Consider the following 17300-nt stretch of genomic DNA (forward strand, 5'->3'; position numbering starts at 1 on the left):
TCTCTAACTTTGTAGTTTACGCCACATTTTGACTGATATCCGGCAGGGTCGGTGCGGCGGCGATCAGGGTTTGGGTATAGGGGTGCTGCGGGTTGGAAAAGACCTGTTCGGTCTCACCCTGTTCGACAATCTGCCCCGCCTGCATCACCAAAACCCGGTCGGTAATGGTGCGCACGACGCTTAGGTCGTGGCTGATGAACAGATAAGTCAGGTCATAGGCGCCGCAGAGCTCGGCCAGCAGATCAAGGATCTGCGCTCGGACAGAAACATCAAGGGCCGAGACCGCCTCATCAAACAAGATCAGTTCGGGCCGGATGATCAGGGCACGGGCGATGGCGATACGCTGCCTCTGCCCGCCCGAGAATTCGTGAATGTACCGACCCGCGTCATCGGGGCTGAGACCTACGGCCGTCAGAATCTCGGCGATCCGATCCTGCCGCTCGGACCCGGTTGGGGGATGTTCGAGCAGGTGAAACGGCTCGGTGACCAGGCGCGTGACCCGGTGTCGGGGGTTGAAGCTGCCATAGGGGTCCTGGAACACAACCTGCATCTTACGCCGGACGGCCAGATTGGGTTTGTGCCCGGTGAATACTGGCTGCCCGTCCAGCAGAATCTGGCCGCTCTGCACCTCTTCCAGCCCCAGGATAGCCCGTGTTAGGGTCGATTTTCCGCACCCAGACTCTCCGACCAGGCCTAAGCGCTCGCCTTTGTTCAGTGTAAAGCTGACCCCAGCCACAGCCCTGTGGTGTCGCGGCGCATCAAACAAGCCCTTTCGGGGCAAACGGTAATCCCGGACCACCTGTGCAACCTCAAGCAAAGGCTGTGCCGGCTTGGGTTCCGGCAGGTCGACCTGATGGCCCGAAGCCCGGAACAGCATGCGTGTATAAGGGTGCTGCATGTTCCGCAGCAAGGGTTCGGTGGCGCCGGCCTCGACGACTTCGCCATAGCGCATGACGATGATCCGGTCGGCCATATCGGCCACAACCGCCAGATCATGGGTGATCATTAGCAATCCCATGTCGTATTCGCGCACCAACCCCGTGAGCAGGTCTAGAATCTGCGCCTGCGTAGTGACGTCCAGCGCCGTCGTAGGTTCGTCCGCGATCAACAACCTTGGGCGCAACGCGATGGCCATGGCGATCACCACGCGCTGACGCTGACCACCGGACAGCTCATGCGGATACCGGGACAGAGGGAACCTTTCGGGTGGAAGGCCGACGCGCGTCAGCACTTCTTCGGCACGGGACCGGGCCTGTGCAGTAGGCATGGCCTTGTGGATCAGGATTGTCTCCATCACCTGATCCCCGATGGTTTTGACCGGGTTCAGCGCAGTCATGGGTTCCTGAAACACCATCCCGACCGAGGCGCCACGCAGGGCGCACATCTCATCCTCGGAACAGTTCAGCAGGTCCAGCCCGTCCAACCGGATCGCGCCCGCGGCATCCGCACCGTTTGGCAGCAGTTGCATCACCGCCAACGCCGTCATGGACTTGCCCGAACCGCTTTCACCGGTGACGGCGACGATCTCACCCGACGCAACAGACAGGCTGACCTGTTTGAGGATGTCCATGCCATGAATCGACAGGTTGAGATTTTCGATTTCCAGCAAGCTCATGCGCGCGCCACCCGTATTCGGGGGTCCAGCCAATCCCGCAAACCGTCGCCCAGCAGGTTCAGCCCCAAAACAGTGACAATGATTGCAAGCCCCGGAATCAGAGCCAAATGCGGGGCAAAACTGACCATCGTCTGCGCATCTGCCAACATCCGGCCCCAACTGGGCGTAGGCGGTTGCGCACCCAACCCGACATAGGACAGGCCTGCCTCGGCAAGAATGCCAAGGCTGAACTGGATGGTGCCCTGTACGATCAGCAAGTTCGCCACATTAGGCAGGATATGTTCCGCCGATATCCGCGCCGCGCCCTTGCCCGAGACCCGGGCGGCCAGGATGAACTCTCGCTCCCACAGAGACAGCGCAGCGCCACGGGTGATACGGGCAAAGACCGGAATGTTGAAGATACCGATGGCAATGATGGCGTTGACCGCCCCGGCACCGAAAACGGCAGTGATCAGGATGGCGATGACCAACGACGGGAAAGCAAAAACCAGATCGTTGCCGCGCATGATCACCTCATCCAGCCACGTGCCTTTGCGCGCCGCTGCCGCCAGACCAAGTGGCACGCCCAATGTCATTCCGATCCCCACCGCCACCAAGGCCACAGCGATTGAAGTGCGCGCACCCACCATGATCATTGAGAACATGTCCCGCCCAAAATGATCGGTGCCAAACCAGTGCTGTGCGTTGGGTGGTTGCAGCTTGGCGGGAATATTCAGCGCGGCGTGCGCATAGGGCGTCCAGACAAAGGAAATTGCCGCCGCCAAGACCACCAGCGAGGAGAGCACTGAACCAAGGATGAGGTTGCGGCTCATGTCCTGCTCCTCAGACGGGGGTCAACGGCGGCATAGGCGAGGTCAACTAGAAAATTCACCGTGATCACTGCAAAAACCAGCAACATGACCACCGATTCCACCACGATCAGATCGCGGGCCGAGATCGCCTGAAACACCAACCGCCCGAGGCCGGGCAGGTAAAACACCTGTTCGATAATGATGGACCCGGCCAGAAGAAAGGAAAACTGCAGCCCGATGATAGTCAGCACCGGGATCAGCGCATTGCGCACCCCGTGACGCCACAGCGCCTGTCGGCGGGACAGGCCCTTGGCCCGTGCGGTGCGCATGAAATCCTCACCCAGAATATCCAGCAGGGCCGACCGCATGACCCTTGCAAGAATCGCCGCCTGTGGCAGAGCCAGCGCTATGGCTGGCAGGGTCAGCGAGTGCAGACCGGTCCAAAACCCGCCGTCCCAGCCTGCGAACCCTCCAGCGTTGAACCAGCGCAGATTGATGGCAAAGACCAGCACCAGCATCATAGCAAACCAGAAATTGGGCACGGCGATGCCGAGCTGTGTGGCCCCCATGACCGCCACATCGCCGGGCCGCGCCCGGCGCGCAGCAGCGTAAATCCCTGCGGGAAAGGCGATCAGGGTTGAAAGGGTCAGTGCATAAAGCGCCAGCGGCAACGACACCCAAAGTCGGTCCGCAATCATCTGAGACACCGGCGTGCGATAGGTGTATGAGGTGCCGAAATCCCCGACCAGCATTCCGCTGACCCAGTTGAAATAGCGCTGCGGTTTGGACACATCCAACCCCAGCTCGGCCCGCAGCGCGGCTAGCGTGTCCGCCTGCGCGTTGACGCCAAGCATGAAGGATGCCGGATCGCCCGGCGCGACCTCGATCACTGCAAAAATGACCACCGAGGCGATAGCCAGGCTGATCACCAGCGAAATCAGACGTTTGAGGGCATAGCGTAGCATTACAAACAGGTTACGGGTGCGAGCCGCGCCTACGCAACAGCTACTTGTAGGACTGCTGCTCTTGCCGGACTAAATCGGTCGCGCAGGTCGAAAGCTTCGCCGCGGGTGCGCTGTCCACCAGCGTTTCCAGATTTGTCTCGCTCCGGGCCAGTGCCGCCCGACGAAGGACCATCAGGCGCGCGCGAGGGCTGTCCAGAAACTGCTCCTGCGGGATCAGCGTTTCCAGCGGGCTGTCGATGCGGATGACCTCGAAATAGCCGCCAAACAGGGCAAGGAAGGCAAAGGCGCAGTTTGGTGCCTCGGCCCCGCATTGGTCAGAACAGAGCTGCGCGATGGGGCGGGTCGACTGGGATGTCATCAACCAGTTTTCCACCGCCGGGCGCCAGCTATTGTCCACAGACAGATCGCCATATCCCAGCCCCAGGGCCAGCAACCCCGCCATGCCCAGCGCCTGATCGGAATTCATGTCAACTGGATCAGGCTGAATGTGGCGCAGCGCGGCCAGACCGTCGCCACGCGGCTCGGGATTGACCGTCAGATAACTCAGGTAAGGTTTGAGGTCCTGCATCAGCTGCCCATCCGCCAAAAGATCGCCGCGCATTTCTGGATCGCCATAGAGCGCCACAATTCGCGTCGGGTAGTCCGTAGCTTGATGTTCTCCCAACGCATTGAGCTGTGCAATCAGCTTCGGGTCTGGTGTGGGGCGTTTGGCATCCAACAGCGCTTGGGCAAGCTCATTTCCACCTTTCGCCTCAACCAACAGCCAGGATCGGCCAAAGGCCGTCAGGTCTTTTTGACGAAACAGCTTGCGCGAACCCTTTCGGCCCAGCGATTGGCGGAACGGAGATGGTCCAAGATCGGCGGTTTCAATTCGCCCCAACAGCAGACGTGCCTGCGCGTCACCATCAGCCGCCAGTTCTGCCAGCAGTGGCAGAGCGCGTTCATCATCGCCCTCCAGCCACAGTGTCACCGCCTGTTCAAGCGGCGTATCCCCTTTGGCGACCGGCGCAATCACGGCTAAAACCGCAATCATCAACGCAACGAGGGTTGATCTTCTCATGCGCCGGTCTCCTCTCTGGAACTGGTCTTATTCCGCCCAACTGATGGCGGTCAGGTCGATGGCCGCTGTGGGTGCGTTTTCCCAAAGGCCCTGAACGCCAGCCTTGGCAACGCCAAGCTTGGCCAGCTGGAACAGATACCCGTTGACGTAATCATTTGCGATCAGACGCTGCGCTTCGCCCAACAGGCGGGTACGCTCATCAGGGTCGGTGGTGGCGTTCAACGTCTCCATCAGCGTCTGAAAGTCGATGCTGTCATACTGGAAATAGTAGTCGGGCCGCGCATAGATGCCGATATCCATCGGCTCGGTATGGCTGACGATAGTCAGACCAAAATCCTTGCCCTTGAACACCGATTCCAGCCACTGCGCCCATTCGACATTGATGATTTCAGCCTCAATCCCGACCTCGGCCAGTTGCGCGGCGATGATCTCGCCTCCGCGGCGAGCATAAGAAGGCGGCGGCAGGTGCAGAGTGGTCTTGAACCCTTCGGCATAGCCCGCATCGGCCAGCAACTGCGCGGCCTTCTTGGGGTCATACGCCGAATTGCCGGTCAGATCGACATAGGCCGGGTTATGCGGGGCAAAATGCGTTCCGATGGGCGTGCCATAGCCGAACATCGCGCCGTCAATAATTGCCTGACGGTCGATGGCATGGGCCAGCGCCTGCCGCACCCGGATGTCGTCAAAGGGCGGCTGCTTGTTGTTGGTGGACAGAATCGTCTCACCCTCGGTCGAGCCGACAAGCACTTGAAAGCGCGGATCAGCCTCGAACTGCGGCATGTTCTCAGGCGCCGGAAAAATGTCGAACACATCCACATCCTCGGCCATCATGGCGGCAAAGGCGGCGGTCGGGTCCGAGATGAACTTGAATGTAGCAGACTCTAACGCGGGCTGATCACCCCAATAGTCGGGGTTTCGCGTCAGCGTGATGCTGTCCCCCTGCACCCAGTCCCCAAAGGCAAACGCGCCGGTGCCGACCGGGTTGGTCTTGATCGCCTCTATGCTTTCGGGGGCGACAATCACCGCATCCCCCCAGGCCATATTGAACAGGAAATTCCCGTTTGGTCCTGACAGGGTGACCCTGACGGTCAACGGATCCACGACCTCAACGCTTTCGATCCCGGCAAACAGGGCCTTTTGTGCATTGGCGCTGTCTTCAGCGCGGGCCCGGTCAAGGCTGAATTTGACGTCCTCGGCATCCATGGTGGTGCCATCGTGGAAGGTCACACCATCGCGCAGCTTAAAGGTATAGACGGTGCCGTCGTCTGATATCTCCCAGCTTTCCGCCAGCCCGGGCACGACCGATCCGTCGCCCATGAACCGGGTCAGACCTTCGAAGATATTGGTATAGACAACCGAATCGATGGCCTGTGCCGCAGCGCTGGTCGGGTCCAGATGCGGCGGCTCAAGCTGCATTGCGATGGTGATGTCGGATTTGGCCAGGGCCTGGGTGGCTATCAAACTGGCTCCAATCGCCAGCGCCGATGCAAAAGACCGAAACATCTGCTTTGTCATATCGTTGTCTCCCCACTGAAACTGTGTGGTCCTGCATGTCGCGGACCGGTCTGCGGACCAATGTCCCTTTAAACCTTAGGTCAATCAAGGAAATGTTCGCGCAACCGGGCTATCTTTGGCCCGGCCCAATCTGCTATGCCGCACCGCAACATGAACCGCGAGGAGCGAGCATGAGCGCCACCGCCCGCAAAAGAGCCCCGAATGCCGTGGATATTCGCGCCCGAAAAGGTGGCGAGCCACTGGTCAGTCTGACCGCATATACAACTCCGATGGCCCGACTGATGGATGATCATTGCGACTTTGTTCTGGTCGGTGACAGTGTCGGCATGGTGCTACACGGGTTGGAATCCACCCTTGGCGTGACGATGGAGATGATGATCCTGCATGGTCAGGCTGTTGCTCGCGGGCTGGACAAGGCGATGATGGTCATCGACATGCCCTTTGCCAGTTACGAGGAAAGCCCCTCACAGGCGTTCCGCAATGCCGCCCGCCTGATGGCGGAAACCGGTGCCGGTGCGATCAAGCTAGAGGGCGGGGTCGAAATGGCCGAAACCATCCGCTTTCTGGTCAAGCGCGGCATCCCGGTGATGGCGCATATCGGCCTGACCCCGCAGTCGATCAACACGCTGGGCGGCTACAAGGTGCAGGGCCGTGATGATCAGGCACAGACGGTACTGGCCGATGCCCATGCCGTGGCTGATGCAGGCGCCTTTTCCCTTGTGTTAGAGAAGGTCCCGCAGGGTCTAGCCAACCAAATCACTGCCGAGGTCGCCATCCCTACTATCGGCATTGGCGCGTCCGCCGAATGTGACGGGCAAATACTGGTGGTGGACGACATGGTCGGCTTTTTCACCGCTTTTAAACCGAAATTCGTCAAACGCTATGCCGAGCTGGGGCCACAGGCCGAGGCCGCCATCGCCGAGTACGCCGCCGAAGTGCGCGCACGCGCTTTCCCCGCCGATGAACATGTCTTTGCCGATCAGGCTCCGTCACAGGGCTCAGCTAAATGACCGCTCCGATCCTGCGTCGCCTCTCCGATCTGCACACCTTGACCGCCAACTGGCGCAAGAAAGGTGAGGCAATCGGCGTCGTCCCAACTATGGGCGCGTTGCATCCGGGGCATCTGTCTCTGGTTGAGGCGGCCAAAAATGGCACCGACCGAGTTATCGTGACAATTTTCGTGAACCCAAAGCAGTTTAACAACCCCGAGGATCTGGCCAATTATCCGCGCACCGAAATCGAAGATGCTCAGAAACTGGCGCCCTATGGCGTTGATGCGATTTATGTGCCGGACCCGGACGAGATCTACCCGCAAGGCTTTGCCACCACCGTATCTGTAACTGGCCTGACCAATGTGATGGAGGGCGAATTCCGCCCCGGTCATTTCGATGGCGTCGCCACTGTGGTCGCCAAACTGTTCCTGCAAACCCTGGCAGACAGAGCCTATTTCGGCGAGAAAGACTTTCAACAGCTGCTGGTCGTGCGCCGCATGGCGCGCGATCTGGATATCCCGATCGAAGTGATCGGCTGCCCCACGGTGCGTGAACCTTCGGGTCTGGCCATGTCCTCACGCAATCAGCGCCTCTCGCCCGAGGGGATGGAGATTGCAGCGCACAAACACCGCATCATGCTGGATCTTGCCAACGCGCTAAAGAACGGCGCCCCGTTCGACACACTGGCAGCACAGGCCAGTACCGATCTTTTGGCCGCAGGTTTTACACAAGTGGAATATATCCAACTGCGCTGTGCGGAATCTCTGAACCCGCTGACACATGCCGACCGACCCGCCCGCCTGTTTGCCGCGGCCTGGGCGGATGGCGTGCGTCTAATCGACAATATTCCCGTCTGAACACTCTGGTACGCAACCGACTGTTTGCGCTAAAGTCTCGCAAAACCAAATGCGAAGGGGGGCGCAGGCGTGACCTATATTCTTGCCATTGATCAGGGCACCACATCATCACGGGCCATTCTGTTCGACGCGGACATGCAACGGGCAGGCACCGCGCAGCATGAATTCACGCAGCATTTCCCACAAGAAGGCTGGGTCGAACACGATCCCGAGGAAATCTGGGACAGCGTCCTACGTGTCTGCCGCGAGGTGATGCAGAGCGTTGGCGCAACCCCCGATCAGATTGCCAGTATCGGCATCACCAACCAGCGTGAAACAACCGTGGTCTGGGACAAGCAGACCGGCAAGCCGATTTACAATGCTATCGTCTGGCAGGATCGCCGCACCGCCGATATCTGCGCCCGCTACAAGCAGGCCGGTTGCGAGGATGACGTAACCCAGCAGACCGGGCTTTTGCTGGACCCGTATTTTTCGGGCACCAAAGTCAAATGGCTACTGGATAATGTCCCCGGCGCCCGCGACCGCGCCGAGGCAGGCGAGCTACTGTTCGGTACCATCGACAGTTTCCTGATCTGGCGCCTGACCGAAGGCCGCAACCATGTGACAGACGCCACCAACGCTGCCCGCACACTGCTGTTCGACATCCACAAAGGCTGTTGGAGCACCGAGATCTGCGATCTGTTGGATGTGCCCGTGTCCATGCTGCCCGAGGTACAGGATTGCGCCTCGGACTTCGGAGAAACGACTCTGATTGGGGGAAATATCCCGATTCTGGGTGTTGCGGGCGATCAGCAGGCCGCGACCATCGGGCAGGCCTGTTTCCAGCCCGGCATGATGAAATCGACCTATGGGACGGGGTGTTTTGCGCTGTTGAATACCGGGCCTCAGCCGGTCGCCTCGAAGAACCGCCTGCTGACAACGATTGCCTATCAGTTGGACGGGCAAAAAACCTATGCGCTTGAGGGGTCGATCTTTGTCGCAGGGGCTGCGGTGCAATGGCTGCGCGATGCGTTGCAGATCATCGAAACAGCCCCGGAAAGTGGTGAGCTGGCGCAGCAGGCCGACTCCAACCAGCATGTTGTGCTGGTGCCCGCGTTTACCGGATTGGGCGCGCCCTATTGGAAACCAGATTGTCGGGGCGCGGTCTTTGGCCTGACCCGCAATTCCGGGCGGGCAGAATTTGCCAAGGCAACACTGGAAAGCATCGCCTATCAGACCCGAGACCTGTGGCATGCCATGCAGGGCGATTGGGGCGCAGATACCGATGTCATCTTACGCGTCGACGGCGGTGCCAGCGCATCTGATTGGGCGATGCAAGGCCTGTCGGATTACCTCGGCGCCGAGGTCGACCGACCCGTGATGCAGGAAACCACCGCACTGGGCGCGGCCTGGCTGGCCGGTATGCGCGCGGGCATCTACCCTGATCAACAGGAATTCGCGGAAACCTGGGCGCTGGATCGCCGGTTCGAACCCAAACTATCCGCAGAGGAACGCGACGCCGCCTATGACCGCTGGCAACGCGCTGTTCAGGCGGCCATGGCGTTCTGATCGCAGCCGCATTTGGGCTCTGCTTTGTTCAAACTTGGGTTCTTATGGGGCCACCCGTGCGAACGGTGAATTTCTACGGCAAGTCAGTGCTGCGAGTAAGGCTGTTGGTCAATGTCGGGACCGCGGGACAAAACGGACATCCGACGCACAAGGCCGAATGTCCGCTTAATCCAATCAATCTCAGTTGATATCCTGAACATCCATGACCAGGTTTTCCCAGTTCCGCTGGTTTTCCATGTCGTGCTCTAGGCCCTGCTCGTCTGCGATCGTGAAGCGTTTAACGGCTGATGTTTTGCTCGTTGCCTGGTAGAGCCAATAGGCCTCGGCCTTCAGGGCCTCATCGATAGGCTTGTCGATCGACTCGTAGACCATCTGCTTGCAGGCATTGATGGACTCTGCCGGGAACTTGGAAATCCGCTGCGCCAAGGTGTTTACGTAGTCGTCGATCTCATCAGCATCCAACGCTTTATTGATCGTGCCCATTGCCTCGGCTTCATCGGCGTCAAAGTCTCGGGCACTCAGGATGATTTCCAGCGCGCGGCCCAGACCGGTCTGACGGGCCATGCGGGACGCACCGCCGCCGCAGGGCAGGATACCCATGCCGACTTCCATCTGCATGAACTTGAATTTGCCACGCGCCGCAAAGCGCATGTCCAGCGCCAGGGCCAACTCGTGGCCACCACCGCGTGCGAAGCCTTCCAGCTTCGCGATCGTGGCCTGAGGCACCTTGCTGATGCGTTCGCAGACCGCTTGCAAATCGAGCAGCTGGGCTTCATCGCGGGAGACAGCTTCGGTCGACATGTCCTTGAGCAGCTCGGTGTCGTAGTGGCAGACCCAAACCTCGGGGTTCGCGGATTGGAAGATGACCACCTTGGTATCGCGGTCCCGCTCCAGCCGCATGGCAAGGCTGTTGAGGTCGGCCAGCATTTCCTGGCCTTGCACATTCACTGTTCCAAAATCGAATGCCACCGTTGCGATGGCGTCTTGGACCTTCACGTCAAAGGTTTGAAAATTCTCGTATTTCATCAGTCAGTCCTTTCTTGGGTCCGGACAACGCATGTCGCCGGAGGGTTGCAGCTTCAGGTGGTGTAAAAGACGCCCGACGTCAGACGGGCGTCAGTGGGATCAGCTGAGAGATTTCAAAGCATCTTCGATGCCTTGCATCACCTGCGCCGAATGAGTTGCGTCCAGTGCAGCCGCATGTGGCTGCGCGAACTGGCCGCTGTCATTGTCAAAATACTTGCCCGAAACATCCGCGAACGACGACCCGAGCGCCGCTTCACGCAGGATGTTCGCGCCGATGGACAGATCGTTGCCCGCGATGCCGTAGCCTTCCTTGACCATCTTCGAAGCCAACAACGATCCGGGATTGACGGCGACGACGACGGGTCCGTCGGTCAACTCCTTCGCCAATTCGCGGGTCCAGATCGTGATGCCGAGCTTGCTTTGCGCGTAGGCGTCATTGTGGCCAAGCTGTTTTTCCCCGCGCATGGCAGCCAAATCAATCGGCGCTTGCGCGGCAGAGGATAGATTCACGATCCGCCCGTCTTTCGGAATGATCGGCAGAAGCGCGCGGGTCAGCGCATAGGGCGCCAAGGTGTTGACCATGAACCGCACATCATGGCCGGCCTCGGTCTGGGTCTCCGCGACTTTCAGCACGCCCGCGTTATTGATCAGCACATCAAGGCGGTCGTGTTTCTCGCGCACCTCTGCCGCGAAGGTTTGGATATCGGCCATACGCGACAGGTCAGCGGCATAGGTTTCGACGTCGCCGCCGACCTCGTTGACGGCGGCTTCCAGTTTGGCTGCACCGCGTCCATGAAGCAGAATTTTGTGCCCCTCTTTTGCGAGGGTCTGCGCCGTCAAAAGACCGATGCCGTCTGTTGATCCGGTGATAAGAATTGTCTTGGTCATGATTGTCTCTCTCCGTTTGCTCGTGTTTCGTGGGTCCGATGATGGGATCAGGCAAAACGCACTAGGGTGCGGCTCTCAATGCTTTTGCGGATGGTCATGACGTTTGGGTCTTCGACCATGTCCAACGCGGAGTGCCCGATGGAGGGCCGTCCCTGATTGTCGAAGATGTTGAAGTAGGCGACCTCATCCGGGGTCATCTTCGACATGTAGATCCACTGATGATTCGGGTTTGCCGCCAACCCCATGATCTGTCCTTTGCGGTCGGGATAGATCAGATCAAGCAGGATCCAGTCTTCCGGGGCGACGCTCGACGGCAGGATAAACCCGAGCGGGGCTGAGTTGATCGCCGCCTCGATCGGTCGCCAGATGTTAATGAAGGCGTAGTGCCCCGCGCTCCATTTTGCCGCTGTATCAGCACCAAGAATGTCGATCAGTCGCTGTTCTGCGCCGTCAGGGCTGTAGTCGCTGTGGACGTTTCGCGCGGGCTTGCGCGCGGCGTCAGGGTCATCCACCCGGATCGTGTGATCAAAGATGATCACCTCCTGCGCGTCCAGCTTGGTCGTCAGAAGCGACGTCAGCTCTGCGTCGTACTCCGCTTGCCAGGCATCATCGTCTTGCGCGAACGAGACCGCTGTTGGGACGAAAGAAAACGCGACAGCGTCATCCTCGAATGATGGGTCTGTGGCTGACCTGCGCGCGTCGCGCACTTTCACTTCGGTTGGGGTGAGTTCTGGCGCGATCAGATTGCCAACGATGCCACCGGCATCAAGCTCGAACGCCTGACGCTCCGGTTTGTGGACGTGATAATTCACTGTCGCTGTCTGAGTCATTCCGCTCTCCGCTCTGTCTTGAGCTTTGACCTATACCGCTGCGCAGATATATAAACGGTAGATAATCGAATTCAGTTTTCTGGAAAAATATACAATATGGATACGCAAAGCCTCCGCCTCTTCGTCCTTGCTACTGAAACGCTGAACATCAGCGCGGCGGGCCGAACGCTAGGGATGGCACCGGCGGTAGCCAGCGCGCGGCTCGCAAAGCTTGAAAAACTGCTGGGCGCCGAATTGTTGCATCGATCCACGCGGAAAGTCTCGGTGTCCCTAGAGGGGCAGGACTTCTTGCCGTACGCCCGAGAGATGATCGAACAGGAAGAAGCGGCCCTCGCCGCATTCGGCAAAGGCAAGGCCGAGGTGAGCGGGACATTGCGCTTTGCCGCTCCAAGCACCTTTGCCCAGCTCTATATCGCGCCCCTGTTGCCCGCTTTTATGGATGCCTATCCAGACCTGACGCTCGATTTGCATTTATCAGATACCCAGTTCAACCTGATTGAGGGCAGCTATGATCTGGCCCTCCGCAATACTATTCTGGAGGACAGCAGTCTGACGGCGCGCAAACTGGCAAACGACACACGTATTCTTTGTGCAGCACCAGACTATCTGGAAACACATGGGGTGCCCGGCACACCGGATGACCTCGCGGCGCACCGTCTGGTCGCCTTCAAGGATCTGGAGCCGCGCGCCTTGGTGTCAGATGACGGAGCCAAAGCAACATTCGACCTCCACAAAGCCTCCCACAGGCTGATCGTGAACGACGGGCTGACACAAGTGCGTGTCACGCTCAAGGGTGCCGGCATTTCGATTAACTCCCTCTGGGCAGTCCACAGCGAGCTGAATGATGGGTCCCTTGTGCAGGTGCTGCCCGGGTACACACTGGCGGACAATCCGGCGCTTTGGCTGATCTACCCCAAAAGCAACGTAGTCTCCGCAAAGGTCCGCGTCTTCATGGACTATCTGATCCAACAGATCGGACGGTCAGCGGCTTGGGCCGGGTCCTAGGCGCCACACCTCCGTTATGTAGAGAAAACGAATTCTGTTATCAAAAATATGTCCATTCATACGCAATCTAAGCGTAATATCTGATGTCTCGGAAGCAACAGGCTTGACCATCAGAAAGTTGAGACAGGACATGACACAATCTGCATTAGAGCGCGCACGCGCCGTGGAACGCCCCACACGCGAAGCAATGCTGCAACGCGCCCCGCAAGTCGCGCAATTCTGGAATGACAACCAGGAGCTGTTCAAACACGCATGGAAGGAATGGGAGCAGACCAATCAAACCGCCTTGGATGCATCTGTTCATGACGACCGTCTCCGCGCAGCGGTCGAGGGGGCCTGGAAAGACCCGGCAACCGAAGGCGAAGTGAAAAAACTATGGGAAGAGGTCTTCCCCGGTGTCTACAAAACCCAGTTCTTTGACCCCGAACGGCTGTTCGTTTTGCGCAGCTATCTGGACAGCGTCGCCGATGCAGGCATTCCGCTGCGCCCACCCTATGGCATTTCCCTCAACCGGGGCGGTGCAATGCTTGACCCGCGCTCGGAAGGGCATCTAGGGGCCTCAGCCTTCCAGACGTTCTACCGCGACCTCATGAACACCTATATGCGGCCCATCTCACGGCTCTTGTTCCCGGATGTGATAGGATACGACACGCAGACCTTCGGGTTTTCCATCCAGTGGCAAGCAGATAAGGACACGTCGCTCCGGCCTCACTCAGACGCATCATCGGTCACGCTGAATATCAATCTAAATCTACCGGACGAGGCCTTTTCTGGCTCCGCTGTCAGCTTCATTGATCCCGCGTCGCGACGGGTCGAAAAACTGCACTTTGAGCCCGGCACGGCCTTGATCCACCACGGCAGCGTCCCCCATGCGTCTGAACCGATCACCGAAGGTCAACGCTCCAATTTCGTGCTGTGGCTCTACGGTCAAAACGGCCAGATCCCGCATCCTGGTGCGTTCGCGCCCACAATCGATCCGCGCGCGCGCTGGACGGTCCCGACCGATCCATCGGACGGGTTTGCGCCCTTCTGATCCGCGGACCTCGACAGGTTGGTTGGGTGATAGACGTCGCCCAGCCAACATAGCGGAGGCTCGTTGGCCGCTTTTTCAGATAATCTCGAAGCAGCCATTGGTGCAGGTTGCAGCATTCGTTGTTTTGGGCTCAAACCTGACATCTGCCGTATCTGTAGCCCCGGTAGCCTGATTGAGAACGCGAGGATCAAATCCATCTGACAACCGATAGTCGAGCGCCTTTAGCTGTGATCTTTCAGCAAGCGTTGCTTTTGCCGTGACCAGTCGCGCTTGGCCTGGGTTTCGCGCTTGTCGTGGTTTTTCTTACCCTTGGCGATGCCGATCTTAATCTTGGCCAGGCCCTTGTGGTTGAAATACAGGACCAGCGGCACAAGCGTCATGCCTTTGCGTTGGGTCGCGTTCCACAGATTAGACAGCTCTTTGCGCGACACCAATAGCTTACGGCGACGACGTTCTTCGTGTTTGAAGACCTTGGCCTGGTCGTAAGGGGCGACATAGCTGTTGACCAACCACAGCTCTCCGTCGTCAACCGTGGCATAGCTTTCGGCGATGTTAGAACCGCCTGCCCGCAGGGATTTGACCTCGGACCCGTGCAGCATGATGCCGCACTCGATATCCTCTTCGATCGCGTAATCGAAGCGGGCACGCCGGTTTTCGGCGATGACTTTGTAATTCGGGTCTGTCTTCTGCTTGGCCATGACGGGTTGATTTAGGCCCCTTGGGCGGGCCTTGCAAGCCCAGAGCGCTTTGCGTTCGAATTGAATCGAATTGCGCTGCCTCTCCCTTTGATCGAACGCGCAGCTCGATAGCCTTCTATCAGGAAACGCAAAGCGCCGAGGTGCATCAGGATTTGGCCGAGATAATCAGATCGGGGCCGAAAATTGTGTCGGCGTGGTTGTGCAGGTAGATCTTCAGCCAGGGTGTAAACCGGTCGGGATGGCGCTGCACTTCGGCCAGCAGATCGTGGTAGTCGATCCAGCGGATATCCATCACTTCCTCGGGGTTCGGCTCGATCTTCAATGGCCCGCGGACATGAGCGAGGAAAACATCCACCACCTCATGCTCGATCAGGGAATTGCCGACATCGGCATGATATTCCAGCCGGTGACGATATTCGGGATACAGCCCAGTGATCCCCAGTTCCTCATGCAGGCGACGCACTGCACAGACCGAGGGCATCTCACCCCAGTCAGGATGGGTGCAGCAGGTATTCGCCCAAAGACCCGGCGTGTGGTATTTGCCCATCGCCCGGCGCTGCAGCAAAATCTCGGTGCCGCGCACAACAAAGACCGACACCGCCTTGTGCCGCAGACCCTTTTCATGGGCTTCAAGCTTTTCAACGGGGGTCAATTCACCATCAACCCAGGCCGGGATCATGATTCCCATTTGTCGTCTCCTGCTGCCGATCCGCCTGTGCGACCGGGAATTCCGGAATAGCTTTGGCCTGATAGGCTTGGCTGTGGTGCAAAGCGGGCAATGCACCACGCGATTCCAAACTGGCGTCTATTGATCCGGTTATCAACCGCACGAAAGGCCGCAGGGGCTGCGGCCTTTTCTGGTCTTACCGATTGCGTGGTTTCCCAGGTTATTCGCCCGAAACACTGACGATATAGGCGTAAACGTCCTCAGCGCCCTTTTTCAGCTTGAAGGTCATTTTGGACTTGGCCGAGGTCTGATCCAGATAGGATTGCAGGAAGGCTTTGGGGTCCTGGGCATATTCGACAAAGGTTGCCTCGTCCCAGACCAAGCCGTTTTCACCGGCTTCGACAATGCTGTCACCGTATTTAAACCCTTCGACCGTCCCAGCAGTACGGCCTGCAACCCCATAGAGGTTCGGGCCGGTTTTTCCGCCCTTTACGATCACCTCGCCATCGGGATCAGCAATCAGATGGCAGGATTTGCATTTGTTGAAGGCTTTCTTGCCAGCTTCGGTGTCACCTTCAGCATAGACTGGAAGGGCCAGTAGGCCGGCAATTGCGGTCGCGAGGATACGATTCATAACTTTTGCTCCGATACGAATTGGCTGCACAGAAAGGACCTCTGGCGCAGCAGAGAGTCAACGCGCAGATTGCCGCGCGATGGCACTGTGTCACAGCCGGGATCGGGTCGTCCTTAACTTAAGTCATGTACGTCTGCCCAACAGGGCAGAAGATCGCCTGCACTGGGTGACGCCAGATAAATCGCACGGGCGATCGCCCGCGACAGGCAAACCGAGGCTGCATGCGCGATCATAGGCAGCACGCTTGGGTCAACAGCTTGACCGGAGGTGCTGATGCCGAAAACCAGATCACCATCTTGTGAAGTATGCGCAGGCACAATCGCGCGAGCGATGCCATCATGAGCTGTCACCGCCAGGCGGTGGCACTGTGTCTTGGTTAACGCTGCATCAGTTGCGACAATTGCAATGGCCGTGTTGGCCCGGTCCGGGTCAACCTGCCCCATAGCTAGAGCTTTGCGGCTTTGCTGAATCTGTGCTTGACCCGATGAGAGGTCTGGCCCCAGGCCGCCAAATTCGTTGTCGATCTCGAATGGCGCCGCCCAAAAGTGGCGATCCCCAGGTGTCGTGACGCTGCCGACCGGATTGGCTGCCACAAGCGCGCCTACAGTGATGCCGTCGTCCAGAACCAACGATGCAGAACCCAGGCCACCTTTTTGCATAGCCGCCAATGCGCCGGTTCCTGCCCCGACTGAACCGAGCGCAAAACGTTCTGCGGCAGCGTGGTAGGCTGCCTTTCCGAGAGCGCGGTATGGATTCTCGGACCAAGTTTTATCGCCGCCATTGAGTAAATCGAACAGAATTGCTCCCGGCACGATGGGCACAATCGCATTCCCGACAGCAAAGCCGCGCCCGTCGGCCCGCAAACCATCCGTAACCCCTGAGCAGGCGTCCAACCCGAAAGCCGAGCCACCAGACAGCACGATCGCATCGATTTGATCAACGGTTTTGTCCGGTGCCAACAAGTCAGTTTCACGCGTGCCCGGCGCGCCCCCCATTACATGGACAGAAGCAACAAAGGGTTTGTCCGCTGTCAGAACAGTTGTGCCCGATTTCAACGCCTCGTCCTGCGCGTTGCCGACCTTCAGCCCTGGGACATCGGTGATCAGGTTTTTGGATCCGGGAGTCATCGAAACCTCTGACGTTGGGCAGGGAAGCGCGCCTCGGCGCGCTGCCTCT

At 58.8% G+C, this 17300-nt stretch carries 17 protein-coding genes; 5 read left to right on the forward strand and 12 right to left on the reverse strand.

Going from position 1 to position 17300, the window contains the following annotated elements; translation table 11 throughout:
* Window positions 1–16 precede the first annotated feature (16 nt).
* The 5 genes from AC2FIC_RS16780 to AC2FIC_RS16800 are packed head-to-tail and all read right to left on the reverse strand — an operon-like array spanning window position 17 to window position 5946.
* Window positions 17–1615, reverse strand: coding sequence for an ABC transporter ATP-binding protein (locus AC2FIC_RS16780; RefSeq protein ID WP_496870194.1), 1599 nt, complete (start codon window positions 1613–1615; stop codon window positions 17–19).
* Window positions 1612–2427: an ABC transporter permease gene (locus AC2FIC_RS16785; RefSeq protein WP_496692783.1), complete on the reverse strand. Its 816-nt coding sequence runs from the start codon at window positions 2425–2427 to the stop codon at window positions 1612–1614. The genes AC2FIC_RS16780 and AC2FIC_RS16785 overlap by 4 nt, the downstream gene beginning before the upstream one ends.
* A complete protein-coding gene (locus tag AC2FIC_RS16790; RefSeq protein WP_496692784.1) occupies window positions 2424–3371 on the reverse strand; it encodes an ABC transporter permease in 948 nt (315 codons plus the stop codon). The genes AC2FIC_RS16785 and AC2FIC_RS16790 overlap by 4 nt, the downstream gene beginning before the upstream one ends.
* 40 nt (window positions 3372–3411) lie before the next feature.
* Window positions 3412–4431 carry a hypothetical protein gene (locus AC2FIC_RS16795; protein WP_496692785.1) on the reverse strand — a complete coding sequence of 340 codons (1020 nt, stop codon included), beginning with the start codon at window positions 4429–4431 and terminating at the stop codon, window positions 3412–3414.
* Window positions 4432–4458: 27 nt separating this feature from the next.
* Window positions 4459–5946, reverse strand: coding sequence for an ABC transporter substrate-binding protein (locus AC2FIC_RS16800; protein ID WP_281995708.1), 1488 nt, complete (start codon window positions 5944–5946; stop codon window positions 4459–4461).
* 170 nt (window positions 5947–6116) lie between these two features.
* Between AC2FIC_RS16800 and panB the strand changes: the two genes are divergently transcribed.
* The 3 genes from panB (at window position 6117) to glpK (ending at window position 9343) form a co-directional block, all read left to right on the forward strand.
* Window positions 6117–6956, forward strand: coding sequence for a 3-methyl-2-oxobutanoate hydroxymethyltransferase (panB, locus tag AC2FIC_RS16805; protein WP_496692786.1), 840 nt, complete (start codon window positions 6117–6119; stop codon window positions 6954–6956).
* Complete coding sequence (gene panC / locus AC2FIC_RS16810; protein ID WP_496692787.1) at window positions 6953–7795, forward strand: pantoate--beta-alanine ligase; 843 nt, start codon at window positions 6953–6955, stop codon at window positions 7793–7795. The genes panB and panC overlap by 4 nt, the downstream gene beginning before the upstream one ends.
* 69 nt (window positions 7796–7864) lie before the next feature.
* Window positions 7865–9343, forward strand: coding sequence for a glycerol kinase GlpK (glpK, locus tag AC2FIC_RS16815; protein WP_496692788.1), 1479 nt, complete (start codon window positions 7865–7867; stop codon window positions 9341–9343).
* Window positions 9344–9523: 180 nt separating this feature from the next.
* On the opposite strand, the gene AC2FIC_RS16820 is transcribed toward glpK, so the two are convergent.
* The 3 genes from AC2FIC_RS16820 to AC2FIC_RS16830 all read right to left on the reverse strand — a co-directional run bounded on the left by AC2FIC_RS16820 (window position 9524) and on the right by AC2FIC_RS16830 (window position 12087).
* Window positions 9524–10369 carry an enoyl-CoA hydratase/isomerase family protein gene (locus tag AC2FIC_RS16820; RefSeq protein ID WP_142640334.1) on the reverse strand — a complete coding sequence of 282 codons (846 nt, stop codon included), beginning with the start codon at window positions 10367–10369 and terminating at the stop codon, window positions 9524–9526.
* 99 nt (window positions 10370–10468) lie between these two features.
* A complete protein-coding gene (locus AC2FIC_RS16825) occupies window positions 10469–11257 on the reverse strand; it encodes an SDR family NAD(P)-dependent oxidoreductase (RefSeq protein ID WP_142640333.1) in 789 nt (262 codons plus the stop codon).
* Window positions 11258–11304: 47 nt separating this feature from the next.
* Window positions 11305–12087, reverse strand: a complete 783-nt coding sequence (locus tag AC2FIC_RS16830; RefSeq protein ID WP_496692789.1) for a CmcJ/NvfI family oxidoreductase — start codon at window positions 12085–12087, stop codon at window positions 11305–11307.
* Between the two features lie 96 nt (window positions 12088–12183).
* Here AC2FIC_RS16830 and AC2FIC_RS16835 point away from each other — a divergent pair, with 96 nt between their 5' ends.
* Together AC2FIC_RS16835 and AC2FIC_RS16840 are read left to right on the forward strand one after the other, a co-directional pair.
* A complete protein-coding gene (locus AC2FIC_RS16835; RefSeq protein ID WP_496692790.1) occupies window positions 12184–13092 on the forward strand; it encodes a LysR family transcriptional regulator in 909 nt (302 codons plus the stop codon).
* Between the two features lie 130 nt (window positions 13093–13222).
* Entirely contained in the window at window positions 13223–14125 is a 903-nt protein-coding gene (locus AC2FIC_RS16840) for a 2OG-Fe(II) oxygenase family protein (protein WP_496692791.1), read from the forward strand.
* Between the two features lie 221 nt (window positions 14126–14346).
* Here AC2FIC_RS16840 and smpB read toward each other — a convergent pair whose 3' ends face one another.
* From smpB to AC2FIC_RS16860, 4 genes are all read right to left on the reverse strand, one after another.
* Window positions 14347–14823 carry an SsrA-binding protein SmpB gene (gene smpB / locus AC2FIC_RS16845; RefSeq protein ID WP_496692792.1) on the reverse strand — a complete coding sequence of 159 codons (477 nt, stop codon included), beginning with the start codon at window positions 14821–14823 and terminating at the stop codon, window positions 14347–14349.
* Window positions 14824–14968: 145 nt separating this feature from the next.
* A complete protein-coding gene (idi, locus tag AC2FIC_RS16850) occupies window positions 14969–15511 on the reverse strand; it encodes an isopentenyl-diphosphate Delta-isomerase (protein ID WP_142638583.1) in 543 nt (180 codons plus the stop codon).
* Window positions 15512–15710: 199 nt separating this feature from the next.
* Entirely contained in the window at window positions 15711–16124 is a 414-nt protein-coding gene (locus tag AC2FIC_RS16855) for a c-type cytochrome (protein WP_142638581.1), read from the reverse strand.
* 113 nt (window positions 16125–16237) lie between these two features.
* On the reverse strand, window positions 16238–17251 hold the full coding sequence (locus tag AC2FIC_RS16860; RefSeq protein WP_496692793.1) for a P1 family peptidase: 1014 nt from the start codon (window positions 17249–17251) through the stop codon (window positions 16238–16240).
* Between the last annotated feature and the right edge of the window lie 49 nt (window positions 17252–17300).

The sequence above is a fragment of the Ruegeria sp. CDSC079 genome (genome assembly GCF_059610505.1).

Bases quoted from the DNA above. Each gene is read 5' to 3' on its own strand.
- idi (WP_142638583.1), bottom strand. From the start codon at position 15,511: ATGGGAATCATGATCCCGGCCTGGGTTGATGGTGAATTGACCCCCGTT.
- AC2FIC_RS16835 (WP_496692790.1), top strand. From the start codon at position 12,184: ATGGATACGCAAAGCCTCCGCCTCTTCGTCCTTGCTACTGAAACGCTG.
- AC2FIC_RS16840 (WP_496692791.1), top strand. From the start codon at position 13,223: ATGACACAATCTGCATTAGAGCGCGCACGCGCCGTGGAACGCCCCACA.
- AC2FIC_RS16790 (WP_496692784.1), bottom strand. From the start codon at position 3,371: ATGCTACGCTATGCCCTCAAACGTCTGATTTCGCTGGTGATCAGCCTG.
- AC2FIC_RS16785 (WP_496692783.1), bottom strand. From the start codon at position 2,427: ATGAGCCGCAACCTCATCCTTGGTTCAGTGCTCTCCTCGCTGGTGGTC.
- AC2FIC_RS16780 (WP_496870194.1), bottom strand. From the start codon at position 1,615: ATGAGCTTGCTGGAAATCGAAAATCTCAACCTGTCGATTCATGGCATG.
- AC2FIC_RS16820 (WP_142640334.1), bottom strand. From the start codon at position 10,369: ATGAAATACGAGAATTTTCAAACCTTTGACGTGAAGGTCCAAGACGCC.
- panC (WP_496692787.1), top strand. From the start codon at position 6,953: ATGACCGCTCCGATCCTGCGTCGCCTCTCCGATCTGCACACCTTGACC.
- AC2FIC_RS16855 (WP_142638581.1), bottom strand. From the start codon at position 16,124: ATGAATCGTATCCTCGCGACCGCAATTGCCGGCCTACTGGCCCTTCCA.
- smpB (WP_496692792.1), bottom strand. From the start codon at position 14,823: ATGGCCAAGCAGAAGACAGACCCGAATTACAAAGTCATCGCCGAAAAC.
- AC2FIC_RS16795 (WP_496692785.1), bottom strand. From the start codon at position 4,431: ATGAGAAGATCAACCCTCGTTGCGTTGATGATTGCGGTTTTAGCCGTG.
- AC2FIC_RS16830 (WP_496692789.1), bottom strand. From the start codon at position 12,087: ATGACTCAGACAGCGACAGTGAATTATCACGTCCACAAACCGGAGCGT.
- panB (WP_496692786.1), top strand. From the start codon at position 6,117: ATGAGCGCCACCGCCCGCAAAAGAGCCCCGAATGCCGTGGATATTCGC.
- AC2FIC_RS16860 (WP_496692793.1), bottom strand. From the start codon at position 17,251: ATGACTCCCGGATCCAAAAACCTGATCACCGATGTCCCAGGGCTGAAG.
- AC2FIC_RS16800 (WP_281995708.1), bottom strand. From the start codon at position 5,946: ATGACAAAGCAGATGTTTCGGTCTTTTGCATCGGCGCTGGCGATTGGA.
- AC2FIC_RS16825 (WP_142640333.1), bottom strand. From the start codon at position 11,257: ATGACCAAGACAATTCTTATCACCGGATCAACAGACGGCATCGGTCTT.